Source organism: Vibrio sp. Isolate22 (genome assembly GCF_022398115.1).
GTDB lineage: Bacteria > Pseudomonadota > Gammaproteobacteria > Enterobacterales > Vibrionaceae > Vibrio.
On sequence record NZ_JAKEUW010000008.1, the window covers coordinates 56592 to 76560 of the forward strand.

The window sequence follows — 19969 nt, forward strand, 5'->3', positions numbered from 1 at the left end:
ATGAGTAATAGCCTCACGCTGTCATCTTTACTTTCTCCTTGGGGAGATTTTAGTGCTCCCGAGTTAGCGTCGATTGAGGTTGAGCAATTGGAGCTCGACAGTCGTGCCATCAAGGACGGTGATATCTTTGTTGCCATTGTAGGGCACGCCGTCGATGGTCGTCGTTTTATCGACAAAGCCATTGTTCAAGGTGCAAAGGCAGTCATTGCACAAGCAAGTGATGACAAAGCGCACGGCTTGGCTGAATGGTTAAATGCAGTGCCTGTGGTTTATGTATCAGAGCTAAATTCAATTCTCTCTGAACTTGCAGGTCGAGTTTACTCTTCTCAAGCAACCAAGCTTATTGGCGTGACTGGCACCAATGGCAAAACCACCATCACTCAATTGATTGCTCAGTGGCTAGACCTAGTGGGTCAACGTTCTGCGGTAATGGGCACCACGGGTAACGGTTTTCTAGATAACCTCAAAACGGCGGCTAATACGACCGGTAGTGCGATTGAAATACAGCGTACACTGAGTGAGTTAGCTGAAGACAACGCCGCTTATACCGCGATGGAAATCTCTTCTCATGGTTTGGTTCAAGGCCGAGTCAAGGCGTTGGACTTTGAGGTTGGTGTATTTACCAACCTGAGCCGTGACCACTTGGATTACCACGGTACGATGGAAGAGTACGCACTGGCTAAGAAGAGCTTGTTTACTCAGCATAAGTGTAAGCACGCTGTGATTAATGTGGACGATGAAGTCGGTAAAGCTTGGATGGCAGATCTGTCTAATGCGGTAGCCGTGTCATTGCTTCCGCTATCGGGCTACCAGCAGTCAGTATGGGCTTCGGATGTTGCTTATGCTGAGACGGGTATCAAACTCGCTTTTGATGGTAGCTGGGGGCAGGGGCAACTGTCTGTTCCTTTAATTGGCCAGTTCAACGCATCAAATGTATTGGTTGCTTTCGCGACATTACTTTCACTAGGCATCGACAAGCAAACTTTGATCGACACAGCACCTCAATTGCAACCGGTTATTGGTCGCATGGAATTGTTCCAAGTACCAAACAAAGCAAAAGTAGTGGTCGATTACGCGCATACACCAGACGCACTAGAGAAAGCATTAGCAGCACTGCGAGTTCACTGCTCTGGAAAACTATGGGCAATCTTTGGCTGCGGTGGTGATCGAGATACTGGCAAGCGTCCAATGATGGCGGTGACCGCAGAGCAGTTCGCCGACAACATTATTATTTCAGATGACAACCCTCGCAGCGAAGATCCTGCATTGATTGTTAAAGACATGCTGGCCGGCTTAAGTGAGCCTGAAGCCGCCTTTGTTGAACACGATCGCTATCAGGCGGTTAAGTTTGCTTTAGAGCAGGCGGGTAATAACGACATTATTCTTCTGGCAGGTAAAGGCCATGAGGATTACCAAGTACTGAAAGACAAAACGATCCACTATTCGGATCGAGAGTCTGCGCTACAACTTTTAGGTATTTCATAATGATTGATGTATCACTCGAGCAGATCTGCTCAGCGGTGAACGGTCAGCTGATAGAGGCTGGCAAATCGAGCAATAGTTTGATCAATGCGGTGTCTACCGACACTCGCACCGTTGAAGAAGGTGCGTTGTTTGTTGCTCTCGTTGGTGAACGTTTTGATGCGCATGATTTTTGCGGCCAGGCTGTTGAGGCCAATGCGAGTGCGTTATTAGTCCAACGAAAACTTGACCTAAATATTACTCAAGTTGTTGTTGAAGACACTAAACTTGCTTTAGGTCAGCTAAGTGCTTGGATTCACGAGCAATGTAATGTTCCAACTATGGCGATTACAGGCAGCTGCGGCAAGACAACTGCAAAAGAAATGGTTGCGAGCATTTTGCAGCAACGTGGCAAGGTGCTGTTTACAGCGGGTAACTTTAATAATGATATTGGGGTTCCGTTAACTCTGCTACGCAGTGAGCCAAGTGATGATTACGCGGTGATCGAATTAGGCGCCAATCACATCGGGGAAATTGCTTATACCACTCAGCTTGTTAAACCACAGGTTGCTTTGGTGAACAATGTCGCGGCGGCACACCTCGAAGGTTTTGGTTCTATTGATGGTGTGAAGCAAGCGAAAGGCGAAATCTTTCAGGGGCTTGCTGCTGCTGATACTGCTATTGTTAACCTAGAGAGCAATGGTGGTGACTTCTGGAAAGATGTGCTTGCAGATAAAAGCGTACTGACCTTTTCCGAAAGTGATGACACGGCAGATTACTTTGCGACGAATATTCGCATTAATGAGCAGGGTGAAGCTTGTTTTGATATGCAGACTCCGCAAGGTGCCATTGATGTCGAACTTGGCATTATCGGTCAGCACAATGTGGCAAACGCATTAGCGGCAGCTGCACTGAGCATTCAATTCGGTGCCACGCTTGCAGAAATTAAAAGCGGTTTAGCGAATCTTATCTCTGTGAAAGGCCGAGTTGAGGTTCAACAATTAAGTCAGAATATCAAGCTGATAGATGACAGTTATAACGCCAGCGTACCGGCAATGAAGGCTGCAGCTAAATTGCTGTCGAGCTTCAAAGGTCAGCGTTGGTTGATTCTAGGCAATATGGCTGAATTAGGCGATGAAAGCCTTGCACTTCACCGTCAAGTCGGTGAATATGCTGCCCCATTCGCTTTTGAGCATGTACTCACTTACGGTGATGATACCAAGGTGATTAGTGAAGTGTGTAACGGCACTCACTTTGCAACGCATGAAGCTATGATCGCGCACATAGAGCAGCACTTGAGCTTGCCAGAAAACGTGCCACATACCTTGTTGGTAAAAGGCGCCAATAGTGCAGGAATGAGTAAAATAGCCGCTGCTTTAAAGGAGAACTTTTCATGATAATTTGGCTTGCAGAGCTACTACAGCCACACTTTTCTTTTTTCCGTTTGTTCGAATACTTATCGTTTCGTGCAATCGCGAGCATTTTGACGGCTTTATGCCTGTCGCTGTGGATGGGACCTCGCTTAATTGAGCGTCTGCAAATGCTGCAAATTGGCCAAGTTGTTCGTAACGACGGCCCTGAGTCTCACTTCAGCAAACGTGGTACACCAACCATGGGTGGTGTGATGATCCTTGCTGCGATCATTATTACAGTATTGCTTTGGGCTGATTTATCAAACCCTTACGTTTGGGCCGTGCTTGTCGTGCTAGGCGGTTACGGTGCAGTTGGTTTTGTTGATGATTATCGTAAGGTTGTTCGTAAGAACACTGATGGTCTGATTGCTCGTTGGAAGTACTTCTGGCAGTCGGCGATTGCTTTAGTAGTGGCATTTGCTCTGTATGCTCATGGGCAAGACACTGCAGCAACACAATTAGTGGTGCCTTTCTTTAAAGATGTGATGCCACAACTTGGTTTACTGTACATTGTTCTAACTTACTTTGTTATTGTGGGTACCAGTAACGCAGTAAATCTAACTGATGGCCTAGATGGCTTGGCGATTATGCCAACGGTTATGGTTGCAGCGGGTTTTGCTGTTATCGCTTGGGCGACAGGTAACGTTAACTTCGCAGCATACCTACACATTCCATACATCCCATATACCTCTGAACTGGTTGTGGTATGTACTGCTATCGTTGGTGCTGGCCTTGGTTTTCTATGGTTCAACACATACCCAGCACAAGTATTCATGGGCGATGTTGGCTCTCTAGCACTGGGTGGTGCGTTAGGTGTGATTGCGGTACTTGTTCGTCAAGAGTTGGTATTAGTGATCATGGGTGGTGTGTTTGTAATGGAGACCTTGTCAGTAATCCTGCAAGTTGGCTCTTACAAATTACGTGGCCAACGTATTTTCCGTATGGCACCGATTCACCACCACTATGAACTGAAAGGTTGGCCGGAACCACGTGTTATCGTGCGCTTTTGGATCATCTCAATGGTGTTGGTACTGATTGGTTTAGCGACACTGAAAGTTCGTTAATCCTATGTGAGCCTCTGTTATAGGGGCTCTTTAAAACTATTAAGAGCATCTTGTTTAAATGGAACGTTGGCAAAATATTCAAAATATAGTGGTTGTGGGGCTCGGTATTACCGGGCTCTCTGTCGTTAAACATCTCGTAAAATATCAGCCTCATACGCATGTGAAGGTCATCGATACGCGAGAGCTGCCACCAGGAAAGGAATCTTTACCTGAATCGGTAGAGCTGCATTCTGGAAGTTGGAATAGCCAATGGCTAACTGAAGCTGACTTGGTAGTTGCTAACCCAGGCATTGCTTTAGCGACGCCGGAAATTCAAGATGTGCTTCAAGCAGGAACGCCTGTCGTTGGTGACATTGAGCTGTTTGGCTGGGCCGTCGATAAACCTGTTGTGGCGATCACTGGTTCAAACGGTAAGAGTACCGTGACGGATTTGACTGGTGTGCTTGCTAAAGCTGCTGGGCTTAATGTTGGTGTTGGCGGCAATATTGGTATTCCTGCCCTAGACCTCCTAGAACTTGATGCCGATTTATATGTTCTTGAACTTTCAAGTTTTCAGCTAGAGACGACATCGAATTTAAACCTTGCCGCTGCTGCATTCTTAAACCTGTCTGAAGATCATATGGATCGCTATCAAGGCATGGCTGATTATCGTGAGGCCAAGTTAAGAATCTTTAATAACGCGCAGTGTGCGATTGTAAATCGTGAAGACAAAGAGACTTATCCTGACCAAACAATGTCATTGGTAACTTTTGGCCTAGATAACCAAGAGTTTGGTGTATCAACGATTGATGGTAGTGAGTGGCTGGTCGATAACGGTAAACCTGTCCTTACTACTCAAGATTTAACATTGGTTGGACGTCACAATGTGGCAAATGCGTTAGTCTCACTTGCACTATTGAAGCAAGTTGGTATCGACTACAACACAAGTCTTGAGGCTTTGAAGGCCTATAACGGTTTGACGCATCGTTGCCATGTGGTGGCTGACAAGCGCGAAATTAAATGGGTTAATGACTCCAAAGCAACCAATGTAGCCAGCACATTGGCGGCTCTGTCTGGTTTGGAGTATCAAGGTACGTTATATCTTCTGGTTGGTGGAGTGGGTAAAGGTGCTGATTTTAGCGAGCTGGAACCAGTATTAGCGCAACTTGAACGTGTTCAATTGTGTTGTTTCGGTGAAGATGCAGATCAATTCATGCCACTATACCCATCGGCACAAAAGTTCGATACCATGCAGCAGATAATCGAATCCATCTCACCACAACTGGTGGCTGGAGATATGGTGATGCTGTCTCCGGCGTGCGCTAGCTTCGATCAATTTAATAATTTCATGGCAAGAGGTGATGCGTTCACTGAGCTTGCTCATGAGTATGCTTAACGTGTTGAAGGACTAACATTCAGTGCAAAGAGTCAAAGAGATTAATCAATCCATCTGGCAGTGGCTAAACCGTGCTACTCCTGAGGCGCTTTACGATCGTCAATTGGTATGGATTGCTCTTGGGCTAATGCTGACAGGTTTGGTGATGGTAACGTCTGCTTCGTTCCCAATCAGTGCTCGTTTAACCGATCAGCCGTTTCACTTTATGTTCCGTCACGCGATCTTCCTGTTGCTCGCATTGGGTGTATCCAGTGTGATATTGCAAATCCCGATGAAGCGCTGGTTTCAATACAGCATGTACCTGTTGGGTTTATCCTTCTTCTTGTTGGTCGTGGTACTAGCCGTCGGTAAGTCAGTTAACGGTGCATCTCGCTGGATACCTCTTGGGCTATTTAACTTACAGCCTGCCGAGGTCGCTAAGCTTTCCTTGTTTATCTTCATGGCGGGCTACTTGGTTCGTAAACAAGACGAAGTGAGAAAAACCTTTTTTGGTGGTTTTGCAAAACCCATCATGGTGTTTGGTGCTTTTGCTGTCTTGCTACTTGGTCAACCCGACTTAGGTACTGTAGTTGTAATGTTGGTGACCCTGTTTGGCATGCTGTTCATTGCTGGTGCCAAGTTGTCACAGTTTATTGCCTTGATGGTCGCTGGTATTGCCGCCGTCGTTGGTTTGATCGTAATTGAACCTTACCGTGTTCGACGTGTGACTTCATTCTGGGAACCATGGAATGATCCATTTGGTAGCGGCTACCAATTAACTCAATCGTTGATGGCATTCGGCCGTGGTGATTGGATGGGGCAAGGGCTTGGTAACTCGATTCAAAAACTCGAATACCTACCAGAAGCGCATACCGACTTTGTATTTGCGGTCTTGGCTGAAGAGCTTGGCTTTGTCGGTGTTACCTTAGTATTAATGTTGATCTTCAGCTTGGTGTTAAAAGCCATTCTGATTGGCAAAAAAGCCTTTGAACACGATCAAGTATTCAGTGGTTATCTGGCTTTTGGTATTGGTATTTGGTTTGCGTTTCAGACGCTTGTTAACGTAGGTGCTGCATCTGGCATCGTTCCGACCAAAGGTCTAACCCTACCGCTAATCAGTTATGGTGGCTCGAGTTTAATTGTTATGTCTGTGGCGGTATCAATGCTGCTGCGCATTGATCACGAATGCCGAATGCAACAAAAACAACAAGCTGATAATCAAAACGAATTAGTAGAATAAGAATCTAACGCGATGAAACAAAACAAAAAACTTTTAGTGATGGCTGGTGGTACTGGCGGTCACGTTTTCCCGGGGTTAGCAGTAGCTAAAAAGCTTCAGCAACAAGGTTGGGAAATTCGCTGGTTAGGCACAGCAGACAGAATGGAAGCGGATTTAGTGCCAAAGCATGGCATTGAGATCGACTTCATCAAAGTGAAAGGCCTGCGTGGTCAAGGCATTAGCAAGCTAATTAAAGCCCCATTCCAAATTATTAATGCCATACTTCAAGCAAAGCAGCATATCAAAGCGTGGCAGCCTGACGTGGTACTTGGCATGGGTGGCTATGTAAGTGGCCCGGGTGGTATTGCGGCATGGTTATCAGGCATTCCAGTGGTTTTGCATGAACAAAATGCAGTGGCGGGTTTAACCAACCAGTGGCTATCTAAGATTGCGAAAAAGGTTTTCCAAGCCTTCCCTGGTGCATTTCCTACTGCAGAGGTAGTGGGGAACCCAGTTCGTGAGGATGTGGTTGCTTTACCGGAGCCAGAGCAGCGCATGTCTGAGCGTGATGGCGATATCCGCATTTTAGTGATGGGGGGGAGCCAAGGGGCTAAAATCCTCAACGATACTTTACCTGTTGCGATGGCACAGCTTGGAGAAGGCTTCACTGTGATGCACCAAGCGGGTAAGAACAATCAACAGCAAGTGATTGAACAATATAAATCACATTCTGTAGATAATGTTCAAGTAACTGAATTTATTGATGATGTGGCGCAAGCTTATGAGTGGGCAGATCTACTAGTGTGTCGCTCCGGTGCGTTAACGGTATCAGAAGTGTCTGCAGCCGGTGTTGGTTCTATTTTTGTTCCGTTCATGCATAAAGACAGACAGCAAGCACTGAATGCCGACCATTTAGTTGAATGTGGTGCGGCGTTAATGATTGAACAGCCACAATTGACGGCTGAAAAGTTAGCGAACACCATCGCTGAGCTTGATAGAAATGAATTAAAAATGATGGCAACAAAAGCACGTAAAGCTGCCAAGCTTGATGCTGACGTTACCGTCGCTGAAGCGATTAAAGCTTTAGCAAAATAATGAGACTGAATTGATGACGATTGAACATACCCAAGACTTAGCGCAAATCCGTGCAATGGTGCCAGAGATGCGCCGTGTTAAATCTATCCACTTCATTGGTATTGGTGGTGCTGGAATGAGCGGGATTGCTGAAGTCTTGCTAAATGAAGGCTACCAGATCACTGGTTCTGATATTGCTCAAAACCCAGTGACAGAGCGTTTAGTTAGCAAGGGTGCGACCGTTTATATTGGTCACCAAGCAAGTAACGTTGCTGATGCAAGTGTGGTGGTGGTATCAACCGCTATCAACGAAGAGAACCCAGAGATTATTGCCGCTCGTGAAGCGCGCACGCCTATCGTTCGTCGTGCAGAAATGCTGGCTGAGCTGATGCGTTTTCGTCACGGTATTGCTGTGGCAGGTACGCACGGCAAGACAACAACGACTGCTTTGGTTACACAGATTTACTCTGAAGCTGGCCTAGATCCAACGTTTGTAAACGGTGGTTTGGTGAAAAGCGCTGGTACCAATGCACGCTTGGGTTCGAGCCGTATCTTGATTGCTGAAGCTGATGAGAGTGATGCATCATTCTTACACCTGCAACCTATGGTGAGTATCGTAACTAACATCGAAGCGGACCACATGGATACCTATGGCGGTGACTTCGAAACGCTAAAGCAGACGTTTATTGATTTCTTGCACAACCTACCATTCTATGGTCAGGCTGTGATGTGTGTGGATGATCCTGTTGTTCGTGAGCTAATTCCTCAAGTTAGCCGTCAAGTGATTACTTACGGTTTCTCAGAGGATGCGGATATCCGTATCGAGAACTACGTACAAGAAGGCCAGCAAGGTAAATTCACGGTGGTACGTGAAGGCAAAGCAAACCTTGATATCACGTTGAACATTCCAGGTCGTCACAATGCATTGAATGCATCGGCGGCGATTGCAGTGGCAACGGAAGATGACATCAGCGATGAAGCGATCCTAAAAGCGATGGCGGGAACCGAAGGTACTGGACGTCGTTTCGACCACCTTGGTGAGTACGAAACAGGTAACGGTGTTGCAATGTTGGTGGACGATTATGGTCATCACCCAACGGAAGTTGATGTAACAATTCAGGCTGCTCGTAGTGGCTGGGCTGATAAGCGTCTTGTGATGATTTTCCAACCACATCGTTATAGCCGAACGCGTGATCTATATGATGACTTTGCTAACGTTCTTGAGCAGGTTGATGTCTTAATCTTACTAGATGTTTATTCTGCTGGTGAGAAACCTATTGCAGGCGCAGACGGACGCTCGTTAAGTCGAACTATTCGTGGGCGTGGTAAGATTGACCCAATCTTTGTCGCTGATATTAATACTCTACCATCGGTTTTGGCTAACGTAATTCAAGGCGGCGACCTTGTACTGACGCAGGGTGCAGGCGATGTTGGTCGTGTTGCTAAGCAGCTAGAATCATTACAGTTAGACATTAATAAAATGAAGAACGTGTAGCAGAATACTGTCTACATACTGTGGTCAATCGCTCACTTCTTGCGATTGACCTAAAATTGACCAAAAATCTTATTATCAACGTTTGATAGTTTGATTTTGCTCAGTATAATTCATAGGTTAAAGTAAGTGCTTTTACCTCTATTACGAAGATAGGGAATAGAATTGCGAACCAACGACAGGGAAAGCGGGCTTTGGTAGAAAGTACTTTTAGCGAAAACCGCCACCTATTCAGTTTACCATCGCTCAAGAAACACGCTTTAGGCGGGTCTTTTTTTGTCATGGTATTGCTATTCATTGGGTTTCTTTTCTATACCACTCTGACTTGGATGTGGGACGATCAGCGATTGCCTCTCTCCAAAATAGTTATTCAAGGTGACTTAACTTATGTAACCGCTGGTGATGTTCAGCATGCTTTTGGCAAACTTGAGCATATTGGTACATTCATGTCGCAAGACATCGGTGTGTTGCAAGACAGTTTAGAAGCGTTGCCTTGGGTGTCAGTCGTCTCTATCCGTAAACAGTGGCCAGACACAATAAAAGTATTTTTGACTGAGTACCACGCAGCAGCAATCTGGAATGGCAACATGCTGTTGAATGATGATGGTCAGGTGTTTAATGGCGATATCGGCCTTCTGAAAGGCGATAGAGTTAAGCTTTACGGCCCAGATGGCACCAGCCAAGAAGTGATTGAAAAATGGCGACAGATAACCCCTTTGATTAACAGTCTTGGGTTAACCGTTACCTCGCTTGTTCTCAACGAGCGTCGCGCTTGGCAAATAATCCTAGATAACGGTATCCGTTTAGAGCTAGGTAAAGATTCTTTAGATGAGCGTGTTGAACGCTTCATTTCGCTTTACAACGAACTTGGTAGTAAGGCGAATCAAGTGAGCTACATCGACCTCAGGTATGATACGGGAGCCGCTGTAGGCTGGTTTCCAGAGCAAGAGTTAGAAGAGAGCACAGATGACTAAGACCGCAGATGACAACATAATCGTTGGTCTTGATATAGGCACTGCGACCATATCAGCTCTGGTTGGTGAAATACTGCCTGATGGTCAAATCAATATCATTGGCTCTGGGCAAAGCCCATCCAGAGGTATGGATAAAGGTGGTGTGAACGACCTAGAGTCGGTAGTTAAGTCGGTTCAGCGAGCGATTGATCAAGCAGAGTTGATGGCAGAATGCCAAATCAGCAATGTGTTTATCTCGCTGTCAGGCAAACATATCGCAAGCCGAATTGAAAAAGGCATGGGCACTATCTCTGATGAAGAGGTGTCTCAAGACGATATGGATCGAGCGATCCATACCGCGAAATCAATTAAAATAGGTGAAGAGCAGAGAATTCTGCACGTGATCCCACAAGAATTTACCATTGATTATCAAGAAGGGATTAAGAACCCACTTGGTCTGTCTGGTGTTCGAATGGAGGTGAGCGTTCATCTAATTTCTTGCCATAGCGACATGGCGAGAAACATTATTAAAGCTGTTGAACGATGTGGTCTCACAGTAGAACAAATCGTGTTTTCAGGACTTGCCTCAAGTAATGCGGTAATTACTGAAGATGAGCGAGAGCTCGGAGTGTGTGTGGTTGATATCGGCGCGGGTACAATGGATATTTCCATTTGGACTGGCGGTGCACTACGACACACAGAAGTCTTTTCCTACGCAGGAAATGCAGTAACCAGTGATATTGCCTTCGCTTTCGGTACGCCAGTGAGTGATGCCGAAGAGATAAAAGTAAACCATGGTTGCGCTCTGAGTGAGCTCGTTAGCAAGGATGACTCTGTTAACGTCCCAAGTGTTGGTGGTCGCCCATCGAGAAGTTTGCAACGACAAACTTTGTCGGAAGTGATTGAACCACGTTACACTGAACTTATGGGCCTCGTTAACCAAACTATCGATACGGTTCAATTACAGCTACGAGACGAAGGTATTAAACACCACCTTGCAGCTGGCGTCGTACTCACTGGTGGAGCGGCACAAATTGACGGGTTGGTAGAGTGTGCGGAACGTGTTTTCCGTAATCAAGTTCGAGTTGGTAAGCCATTAGAAGTTAGTGGCTTAACTGATTATGTTAAAGAGCCGTATCATTCTACGGCGGTTGGTTTACTTCATTACGCAAGAGATTGTCAGATCAGTGATGAAGGTGATTACAGCGAACCTAAGCGTTCAGCACCTTCGATGTCTGGTTTATTTGGTAAATTGCGTAATTGGATACAAAAAGAGTTTTAACCTGAGTTGCAGGAAAAAACGGAGATAACACATGTTTGAACCGATGATGGAAATGTCTGACGATGCAGTAATTAAAGTCGTTGGAGTTGGTGGCGGTGGCGGTAACGCTGTTGAGCACATGGTACGTGAATCAATCGAAGGCGTAGAATTCATCAGTGTTAACACTGATGCACAAGCACTTCGTAAAACAAGCGTGAGCAGCGTGATCCAAATTGGTGGTGATATCACTAAAGGTCTTGGCGCTGGTGCAAACCCACAAGTAGGCCGTGATGCAGCTCTCGAAGATCGAGAAAGAATTAAAGAAGTTCTAACTGGCGCCGATATGGTATTTATCGCAGCTGGTATGGGCGGTGGTACTGGTACAGGTGCTGCTCCAGTTATTGCTGAAGTTGCGAAAGAGTTAGGTGTGCTAACCGTTGCTGTTGTAACTAAGCCATTTAGCTTTGAAGGCAAAAAGCGTCTAGCGTTTGCTGAGCAAGGTATCGAAGAGCTTTCTAAACATGTGGATTCATTAATTACGATTCCAAATGAAAAGCTGCTTAAAGTACTAGGCCGCGGCGTTACACTGCTAGAAGCTTTTGCAAGTGCAAATGATGTACTTAAAAACGCTGTACAAGGTATCGCTGAGCTAATTACTCGCCCTGGTATGATCAACGTCGACTTCGCGGATGTTCGCACCGTAATGTCGGAAATGGGTCATGCAATGATGGGTAGCGGTATCGCAAAAGGTGAAGACCGTGCTGAAGAAGCTGCTGAAACGGCAATTTCTAGCCCACTACTAGAAGACATCGACCTAGCTGGTGCGCGTGGCGTTCTTGTGAACATCACAGCTGGCCTAGATATGCGTCTAGATGAATTCGAGACAGTAGGTAACACAGTTAAGGCATTCGCTTCTGATAACGCAACAGTTGTGATTGGTACTTCTCTAGACCCTGATATGACGGACGAAATCCGTGTAACTGTTGTTGCAACAGGTATCGGTACAGAGAGAAAGCCAGACATTACATTAGTTGCTGGTGGTAAAGCTAAGGTTGCACCAACTCCTCAACCACAAGTAGCGGCACAAGCTGCACCAAAAGTGGAAGATAAAGTGGCACAGCCATTGCAAGAAAAAACTGAGGTAAAACCTCAAGTTAAGCCGCAGCCAACAACGTCGCCTGTTTCTTCAGGTGCAGGCGCTAGCCAAAGTGCAGCACCTAAAGCTGAAAAAGAGAGCGGATACTTAGATATTCCAGCATTCTTACGACGTCAGGCTGATTAACAATTACCCAAAATTTGACTATCGTCGAATTAATGGTAAAATTCGCGGTCGGTAAATACTGACCGTGATTTGTAGCACTGATAACGAGGCAAGCAGATGATCAGACAACGTACTCTGAAAGAAATTGTGAAAACAACTGGTGTGGGTCTCCACTCTGGTCGTAAAGTCACACTTACTCTTCGCCCGGCAGCTGCAAATACAGGTATTGTTTATCGTCGTACTGATGTAAATCCACCTGTAGATTTTCCAGCTGATCCAGCATCAGTTCGTGACACTATGTTATGTACTGCTCTTGTGAATGACGAAGGCGTACGTATTTCTACAGTGGAACACCTTAACGCTGCTCTAGCGGGCATGGGCATCGACAACATTATTGTTGAAGTCGATGCACCAGAGATCCCAATTATGGATGGTAGCGCAAGCCCATTCGTATATTTGCTACAGCAAGCGGGTGTTGAAACACTGAATGCACCAAAACGTTTCATTCGCATCAAAAAGCCAGTTCGTTTTGAAGACGGTGATAAGTGGGCAGAGTTTGTACCATTTAACGGCTTCCGTATGGACTTTGAGATCGACTTTAACCACCCTGCAATTGAATCTGATGAGCAACGTTTGTTGTTTGATTTCTCTTCACAAGGTTTTGTGAAAGAGATCTCTCGAGCTCGTACTTTCGGTTTCATGCGTGATATTGAGTATCTACAATCTCAAAACCTAGTGCTTGGTGGTAGCTTCGATAATGCAATCGTACTAGACGAATACCGCATTCTTAATGAAGAAGGTCTACGTTTTGACAATGAGTTCGTAACTCATAAAGTCCTAGATGCGATTGGTGACCTATACATGTGTGGACACGCTATTATCGGTGAGTTCCGTGCATACAAATCAGGTCACGGTCTAAACAACCAACTACTACGTGCAGTACTTGCTGACGCAGAAGCTTGGGAATGGGCAACATTTGAAGAAGAAGCTGGCTCGCCAGTGGCTTTTGCTGAACCTGGAATGGTTCTAGCGTAATTGTTGTTTTCAACAATGTAAGATTTCGAAAACCAGGCTATCGGCCTGGTTTTTTTGTATCTATTTTCCAGATACAGTGTCATCAACATCCGAAAGTCATCGACTAATGGGCGCCAGTCTGGCTAATCCATCAGCAATTAGAAAGAAAAGTTCCAAGCACATCAAACAAATGGGGTTATAAATGGTCGTTGGTGTGAAAATTACTTACACTAAGGGGCATTAATTTTAACTCAAGCCTTGAAAACTCTACTCTCAAGTACAATATCAGAAATACTAGATTTATCTCAGTATCCTTGGTTAGTAACTGAAGACTGGTTCATCGCTAGTAGAGACTGACGGCATTTAAAATAGATCGCGGACGATCTGAGAACGAAGAGATTCCAAGCACATGATTACTAAGCTGCTGACAAAGGTAATTGGCAGTCGCAATGACAGAACACTGCGCCGCCTTAGAAAAATTGTAAAAGAAATTAATAACTACGAGCCAACGTTTGAAGCGCTTTCTGACGAAGAGCTAAAAGCGAAAACTGTTGAGTTTCGTGAGCGCTTAGATAAAGGTGAATCGCTAGACCAACTTCTACCGGAAGCATTTGCTACGGTACGTGAAGCGTCTAAGCGTGTTTACGGCATGCGTCACTTTGACGTGCAATTGATTGGTGGCATGGTTCTAAATGCTGGCCAAATTGCAGAGATGCGTACTGGTGAGGGTAAGACTCTTACAGCAACTCTACCAGCTTATCTTAACGCCCTACCAAGCAAAGGTGTTCACGTAGTAACGGTGAACGACTACCTAGCTAAGCGTGATGCGGAAACGAACCGCCCATTATTTGAATTCCTTGGTATGACTGTTGGCGTGAACGTGCCAAACATGGCTCCGCCAGAGAAAAAAGAAGCATACCAAGCGGATATCCTATACGGAACAAACAACGAGTTTGGTTTCGATTACCTACGTGACAACATGGCTTTCCGCGCTGAAGATCGTGTTCAACGCGAACGCTTCTTTGCTGTAGTCGATGAGGTTGACTCAATCTTAATCGATGAAGCGCGTACACCTCTTATTATCTCTGGCCCGGCTGAAGATAGCTCAGATCTTTACACGCGTATTAACACATTGATTCCTCATCTTGAGCGTCAAGATAAAGAAGATTCTGAAGAGTACCGTGGTGAAGGTCACTACACCATGGACGAAAAATCTAAGCAGGTTCACCTGACTGAAAACGGTCAAGAATTTGTTGAAGAGCTAATGGTGAAAAATGGCCTGATGGAAGAGGGCGATACGCTTTACTCTCCAACAAACATCAGCCTACTGCACCATGTTAATGCTGCACTTCGTGCACACGTATTGTTTGAGAAGAACGTAGACTACATCGTAACTGAAGAAGGCGAAGTGGTTATCGTTGACGAACATACTGGTCGTACAATGCCAGGTCGTCGTTGGTCTGAAGGTTTACACCAAGCTGTTGAAGCAAAAGAAGGTGTGAAGATTCAGAATGAAAACCAAACGCTAGCTTCAATTACCTTCCAAAACTTCTTCCGTCTGTACGAGAAACTGTCAGGTATGACAGGTACAGCCGATACTGAAGCTTTCGAATTCCAGTCTATCTATGGCCTAGAAACGGTTGTTATCCCAACTAACAAACCTATGGTTCGTAACGATATGCCAGATGTGGTTTATCGTACAGAAGAAGACAAATTCAATGCGATCATTGAAGACATTAAAGACCGTGTTGCTGCAGGTCAGCCATCATTGGTTGGTACGGTTTCTATCGAGAAATCAGAGCTACTGTCTAACGCACTGAAAAAAGCAAAAATTAAGCACAACGTACTTAACGCGAAATTCCACGAGAAAGAAGCGGAAATCGTAGCGCAAGCAGGTACACCTGGTGCAGTAACCATCGCAACTAACATGGCCGGTCGTGGTACCGATATCGTGTTAGGTGGTAGCTGGCAGTCTGAAGTTGAGAAACTACAAAACCCAACTCAAGAGCAGATCGACAAGATCAAAGCGGATTGGAAAGTGGTTCACGACAAAGTACTAGAGTCAGGTGGTCTACACATCATTGGTACAGAGCGTCACGAATCTCGTCGTATCGATAACCAGCTACGTGGTCGTTCTGGTCGTCAAGGTGATGCAGGTTCTTCACGTTTCTACCTATCTATGGAAGACTCGCTACTACGTATCTTCACATCTGATCGTATGGCTGGCCTTATCCAGAGTGGTATGGATGAAGGTGAAGCGATCGAATCTAAGATGCTATCTCGCTCTATCGAAAAAGCACAACGTAAAGTTGAAGGCCGTAACTTCGATATCCGTAAGCAGCTTCTAGAGTACGATGATGTAGCGAATGACCAACGTAAAGTGGTTTACGAGCTGCGTGATGAGCTAATGGGCTCTGACGACATCAGCGAAATGATCGAACACAACCGTGAAGACGTGTTTACGTCGGTTATCGATGAGTACATTGCTCCGCAATCTCTGGAAGATATGTGGGACATCGCTGGTCTACAAGATCGTCTGAAGAACGACTTCGACCTAGACTTTGATATCCAAGGTTGGTTGGACGAAGACGACAAGCTTTACGAAGAAGCACTACGTGAACGTATCCTAGGCATGGCTGTTGATGCTTACAAACAGAAAGAAGAAGTGGTTGGCGCGCAAGTGCTACGTAACTTCGAGAAGTCTGTAATGCTGCAAACGCTAGATGGTCTATGGAAAGAGCACTTGGCTGCGATGGATCACCTTCGTCAAGGTATCCACCTACGTGGTTACGCTCAGAAGAACCCGAAACAAGAGTACAAGCGCGAGTCGTTTGAACTGTTTGAAGGTCTACTGGATGTACTGAAGTCAGACGTTATTACTATCCTTTCGAAAGTTCGCGTTCAGCAACAAGAAGAAGTAGAAAAGATGGAAGCGCAGCGTCAGGCTCAAGCTGAAGAAGCAGTGCGTCGTGCACAAGCGCAACACGCAACAGCAGAAAACCAGCTAGGTGATGATGAAGCAGAAGCAGCGTCGCCACAAACTGTAGTTCGTGATGAGCGTAAAGTTGGTCGTAACGAGCCTTGCCCATGTGGTAGTGGCAAGAAGTACAAACAGTGCCACGGTAAAATTAATTGATGCTTTGCTGTAAAGGCTGATTACTGCGTCGGCGATGCTCATTTACACTTGTAAACTCCGCGTCGCCTCCTTGTTCTCAACTATTACAGCTTTGCCTAAATATAATTTTATTTATTCAAGAGTCGCTTAGGCGGCTCTTTTTTGTATGTGAAAACAATACGGTTTCGATAGCGTCATCCTTGAGAGTGAGGGACGAGCGAGTCGGGGATCTTTCGGACTAACAAAAGAGCAGATTCCCTATCTAATTCGTTCCTCATTGTAGGGAATGACGGTAGAGACATAGAAGGAACACCATCAATGAAAAGAATTCATATCGTAGCGGGTATCATCTTCAATCAAGATAAGTCACAGGTATTTATCACGAAGCGCCCAGATGATAAGCACAAGGGCGGTTTCTGGGAATTTCCAGGTGGCAAGGTTGAAGAGGGTGAAACTATTGAGCAAGCGATGACTCGCGAGCTTGATGAAGAGATCGGTATCAAGGTGACTGAGCAGTCTCTGTTTGAGCACCTTGAATTTGACTACACGGATAAGTCACTTAAGTTCGATTTTATTCTCGTGACTGATTTTGAAGAGCAGCCTTATGGCAAAGAAGGTCAGCAAGGTGAATGGGTCAGCCTTCAATCATTGAATCAGTACGCTTTCCCTGAAGCAAATGTGCCAATTTTAGAGCGAGTGGTAAAAGAGTTTTCTTAATTGCTAGCCTGAGTTTGAGATTGTTGTTAGTTTAAAGAGATTAATCGAATGAACGTTGCCACAAGAGAACTGTGGTGACGGAAACCAAAACAATGGAGATATTCGCAGTGGTAAGAATTGCAATAGCAGGAGCAGCGGGTCGTATGGGCCGCAACTTGGTGAAAGCCGCTCATCATAACTCAGAAGCTAGCGTTGGTGCTGGCTCTGAACGTCCTGAGTCATCATTAGTTGGCGTTGATGTTGGCGAGTTATGTGGGGAAGGTCGTTTTGATGTTGCTCTTGTGGATGACTTGTCTAAAGCCATCGAAGAGTTTGATGTGATCGTCGACTTTTCCGCACCTGTTAGCACGTTAGCGAATATTGAACTTTGTAAACGCCACGGTAAAAAACTCATCATCGGTACGACAGGCTTCTCTGAAGAAGAGAAGCTGGTGATTGATGCAGCCTCAAAAGAGATGCCTATCGTAATGGCACCAAACTACAGTGTAGGCGTTAACCTGGTATTTAAGCTGCTAGAAAAGGCCGCTAAAGTGATGGGTGATTACTGTGATGTTGAAATCGTTGAGGCTCACCACCGTCATAAAGTAGATGCACCATCAGGTACTGCTATTGGTATGGGCGAAGCGATCGCCGGTGCTATGGGTAATGAGCTGAATGATGTGGCGGTATGGTCACGTGAAGGCATCACGGGTGAACGTACGAAAGATGAGATTGGCTTCGCAACGATTCGTGCTGGTGACATCATTGGAGAGCATACTGCGATGTTTGCAGATATCGGTGAACGAGTAGAGATTACTCATAAAGCGACGGACCGAATGACCTTTGCGAATGGTGCGATCAAAGCAGCAGTTTGGCTCAATGACAAACCAGCGGGCTTTTATACCATGACAGATGTCCTTGGTTTGAATGACCTATAAATAGATAATTATGCGCTGGCGATTGCCGGCGCTTTCTTTATTTGCTACCTTTAACGCTGTATTCTTGTTTCTCATCCCTTTCTTAAATCTACCTTTTAACATCGTTTTTACCTCACTTTTCTTGTTGTTTTGTTCTTTTGGTCTTATTTTTGGCTTAGATCTTTAAATCTTCACGTTTTCTACTTGTATTTATCGATTGCTTTTTGTTGGTGATGTTTTTAGTACTTAAGGGCAGACAAAAGTAATGGGATAAAATTGGAAAATCTCAATATCGTGCTTAATTGACCATGAAAGTTGAACTTTTGGAGCTTTGGAAGGGTAAATTGAATTAGTGCGTACAAATCTTTAATTTCTTTTGCGTTAAATGTTGACACGTATCACGCACATCACTAAAATACCGCCAATTTGTCTAATTTCCATAAACACGCAGTTTCTGGTGTTACAGGAAGGTAGATTTGCAAATTAAATCAATTTTAATGCATATTTATTTCTGGAGGTTGTCTTGAAAAAGTCAGCACTACTTGTCCTAGAAGATGGGACAGTATTTCACGGTGAAGCCATTGGCGCTGTAGGTTCTGCAGTTGGTGAAGTCGTTTTTAATACCTCGATGACGGGGTACCAAGAAATCCTCACTGATCCTTCCTATTCTCAACAAATCGTTACCCTTACTTACCCTCACATTGGCAATACCGGAACCAATTCCGAAGACGAAGAATCCTCTTCAATCCACGCTCAAGGCCTTGTGATTCGCGATCTCCCTCTTATCGCTTCTAACTTCCGTAATGAACAATCCCTTTCTGATTACCTTAAATCGCAAAACGTTGTTGGTATCGCTGATATCGATACTCGTAAGCTGACGCGTATTCTTCGTGAAAAAGGCGCACAGAACGGTTGTATTGTAGCGGGTAACAACCTAGACGAAGCTTTGGCTCTAGCTAAAGCAAAAGAATTCCCTGGCCTGAAAGGTATGGACCTTGCGAAAGAAGTTACAACAAAAGAAGCGTATCAATGGAAACAAGGTTCGTGGACGCTCACGGGTGGACTTCCTGAAGCGAAAGCAGACTCAGAATTGCCATACCACGTTGTTGCTTATGACTTCGGTGCAAAACGAAACATCCTACGAATGCTCGTTGACCGCGGCTGCCGCCTAACGGTTGTTCCTGCTGAAATTTCTGCTGAAGAAGTGCTTGCACTAAACCCAGACGGTGTATTCCTTTCAAATGGCCCTGGTGACCCAGAACCATGTACTTACGCAATTGAAGCGACAAAAGTGTTCCTAGAAAAAGGCTTACCAATCTTCGGTATCTGTCTAGGCCACCAAATTCTTGCTCTTGCGTCAGGCGCTAAGACAGTGAAGATGAAGTTTGGTCACCACGGTGCAAACCACCCAGTTAAAGATTTAGATCGTGATGTTGTGATGATTACTTCGCAAAACCACGGCTTTGCTGCTGACGAATACACACTTCCTGAAAACCTACGTGCAACGCACAAGTCTCTATTTGATGGTTCTCTACAAGGTATCCACCGTACAGATAAACCAGCATTTAGCTTCCAAGGTCACCCAGAAGCAAGCCCAGGTCCAGAAGACGCAGCGCCGTTATTCGACCACTTCATTGAACTAATTAAAAAGCACACAGCGTAATTCGGAGTAGTAG

At 45.3% G+C, this 19969-nt stretch carries 15 protein-coding genes; all 15 read left to right on the forward strand.

The window, feature by feature from the left end:
* Window positions 1-1485: a UDP-N-acetylmuramoyl-L-alanyl-D-glutamate--2,6-diaminopimelate ligase gene (gene murE / locus L1D55_RS07155; protein ID WP_239916978.1), complete on the forward strand. Its 1485-nt coding sequence runs from the start codon at window positions 1-3 to the stop codon at window positions 1483-1485.
* A complete protein-coding gene (gene murF / locus L1D55_RS07160; protein WP_239916979.1) occupies window positions 1485-2858 on the forward strand; it encodes a UDP-N-acetylmuramoyl-tripeptide--D-alanyl-D-alanine ligase in 1374 nt (457 codons plus the stop codon). Before murE ends, murF begins: the two co-directional genes overlap by 1 nt.
* Window positions 2855-3937: a phospho-N-acetylmuramoyl-pentapeptide-transferase gene (gene mraY, locus L1D55_RS07165; RefSeq protein ID WP_008223690.1), complete on the forward strand. Its 1083-nt coding sequence runs from the start codon at window positions 2855-2857 to the stop codon at window positions 3935-3937. Before murF ends, mraY begins: the two co-directional genes overlap by 4 nt.
* A gap of 58 nt (window positions 3938-3995) precedes the next feature.
* On the forward strand, window positions 3996-5312 hold the full coding sequence (murD, locus tag L1D55_RS07170) for a UDP-N-acetylmuramoyl-L-alanine--D-glutamate ligase (RefSeq protein ID WP_239916980.1): 1317 nt from the start codon (window positions 3996-3998) through the stop codon (window positions 5310-5312).
* A 22-nt stretch (window positions 5313-5334) separates the two neighbouring features.
* Window positions 5335-6531, forward strand: a complete 1197-nt coding sequence (gene ftsW, locus L1D55_RS07175) for a cell division protein FtsW (protein WP_239916981.1) — start codon at window positions 5335-5337, stop codon at window positions 6529-6531.
* A 12-nt stretch (window positions 6532-6543) separates the two neighbouring features.
* The gene (gene murG, locus L1D55_RS07180) at window positions 6544-7605 is read left to right on the forward strand and encodes an undecaprenyldiphospho-muramoylpentapeptide beta-N-acetylglucosaminyltransferase (RefSeq protein WP_239916982.1); all 1062 of its coding nucleotides are present in this window, start codon (window positions 6544-6546) and stop codon (window positions 7603-7605) included.
* Between the two features lie 13 nt (window positions 7606-7618).
* Window positions 7619-9079 (forward strand): UDP-N-acetylmuramate--L-alanine ligase, encoded by a 1461-nt coding sequence (gene murC / locus L1D55_RS07185; protein ID WP_239916983.1) that lies wholly within the window; start codon window positions 7619-7621, stop codon window positions 9077-9079.
* 191 nt (window positions 9080-9270) lie between these two features.
* On the forward strand, window positions 9271-10050 hold the full coding sequence (locus L1D55_RS07190) for a cell division protein FtsQ/DivIB (RefSeq protein WP_128162018.1): 780 nt from the start codon (window positions 9271-9273) through the stop codon (window positions 10048-10050).
* Window positions 10043-11311 (forward strand): cell division protein FtsA, encoded by a 1269-nt coding sequence (ftsA, locus tag L1D55_RS07195; RefSeq protein WP_004740737.1) that lies wholly within the window; start codon window positions 10043-10045, stop codon window positions 11309-11311. The genes L1D55_RS07190 and ftsA overlap by 8 nt, the downstream gene beginning before the upstream one ends.
* Window positions 11312-11342: 31 nt before the next feature.
* A complete protein-coding gene (gene ftsZ / locus L1D55_RS07200) occupies window positions 11343-12572 on the forward strand; it encodes a cell division protein FtsZ (RefSeq protein ID WP_239916984.1) in 1230 nt (409 codons plus the stop codon).
* 96 nt (window positions 12573-12668) lie between these two features.
* The gene (gene lpxC / locus L1D55_RS07205) at window positions 12669-13586 is read left to right on the forward strand and encodes a UDP-3-O-acyl-N-acetylglucosamine deacetylase (protein ID WP_239916985.1); all 918 of its coding nucleotides are present in this window, start codon (window positions 12669-12671) and stop codon (window positions 13584-13586) included.
* A gap of 388 nt (window positions 13587-13974) precedes the next feature.
* The gene (secA, locus tag L1D55_RS07210; protein WP_239916986.1) at window positions 13975-16701 is read left to right on the forward strand and encodes a preprotein translocase subunit SecA; all 2727 of its coding nucleotides are present in this window, start codon (window positions 13975-13977) and stop codon (window positions 16699-16701) included.
* A gap of 297 nt (window positions 16702-16998) precedes the next feature.
* Window positions 16999-17397, forward strand: coding sequence for an 8-oxo-dGTP diphosphatase MutT (gene mutT / locus L1D55_RS07215; RefSeq protein ID WP_004740733.1), 399 nt, complete (start codon window positions 16999-17001; stop codon window positions 17395-17397).
* Window positions 17398-17489: 92 nt separating this feature from the next.
* The gene (gene dapB, locus L1D55_RS07220) at window positions 17490-18314 is read left to right on the forward strand and encodes a 4-hydroxy-tetrahydrodipicolinate reductase (protein WP_239916987.1); all 825 of its coding nucleotides are present in this window, start codon (window positions 17490-17492) and stop codon (window positions 18312-18314) included.
* Window positions 18315-18816: 502 nt separating this feature from the next.
* The gene (gene carA, locus L1D55_RS07225; RefSeq protein WP_239916988.1) at window positions 18817-19956 is read left to right on the forward strand and encodes a glutamine-hydrolyzing carbamoyl-phosphate synthase small subunit; all 1140 of its coding nucleotides are present in this window, start codon (window positions 18817-18819) and stop codon (window positions 19954-19956) included.
* Window positions 19957-19969: the final 13 nt, after the last annotated feature.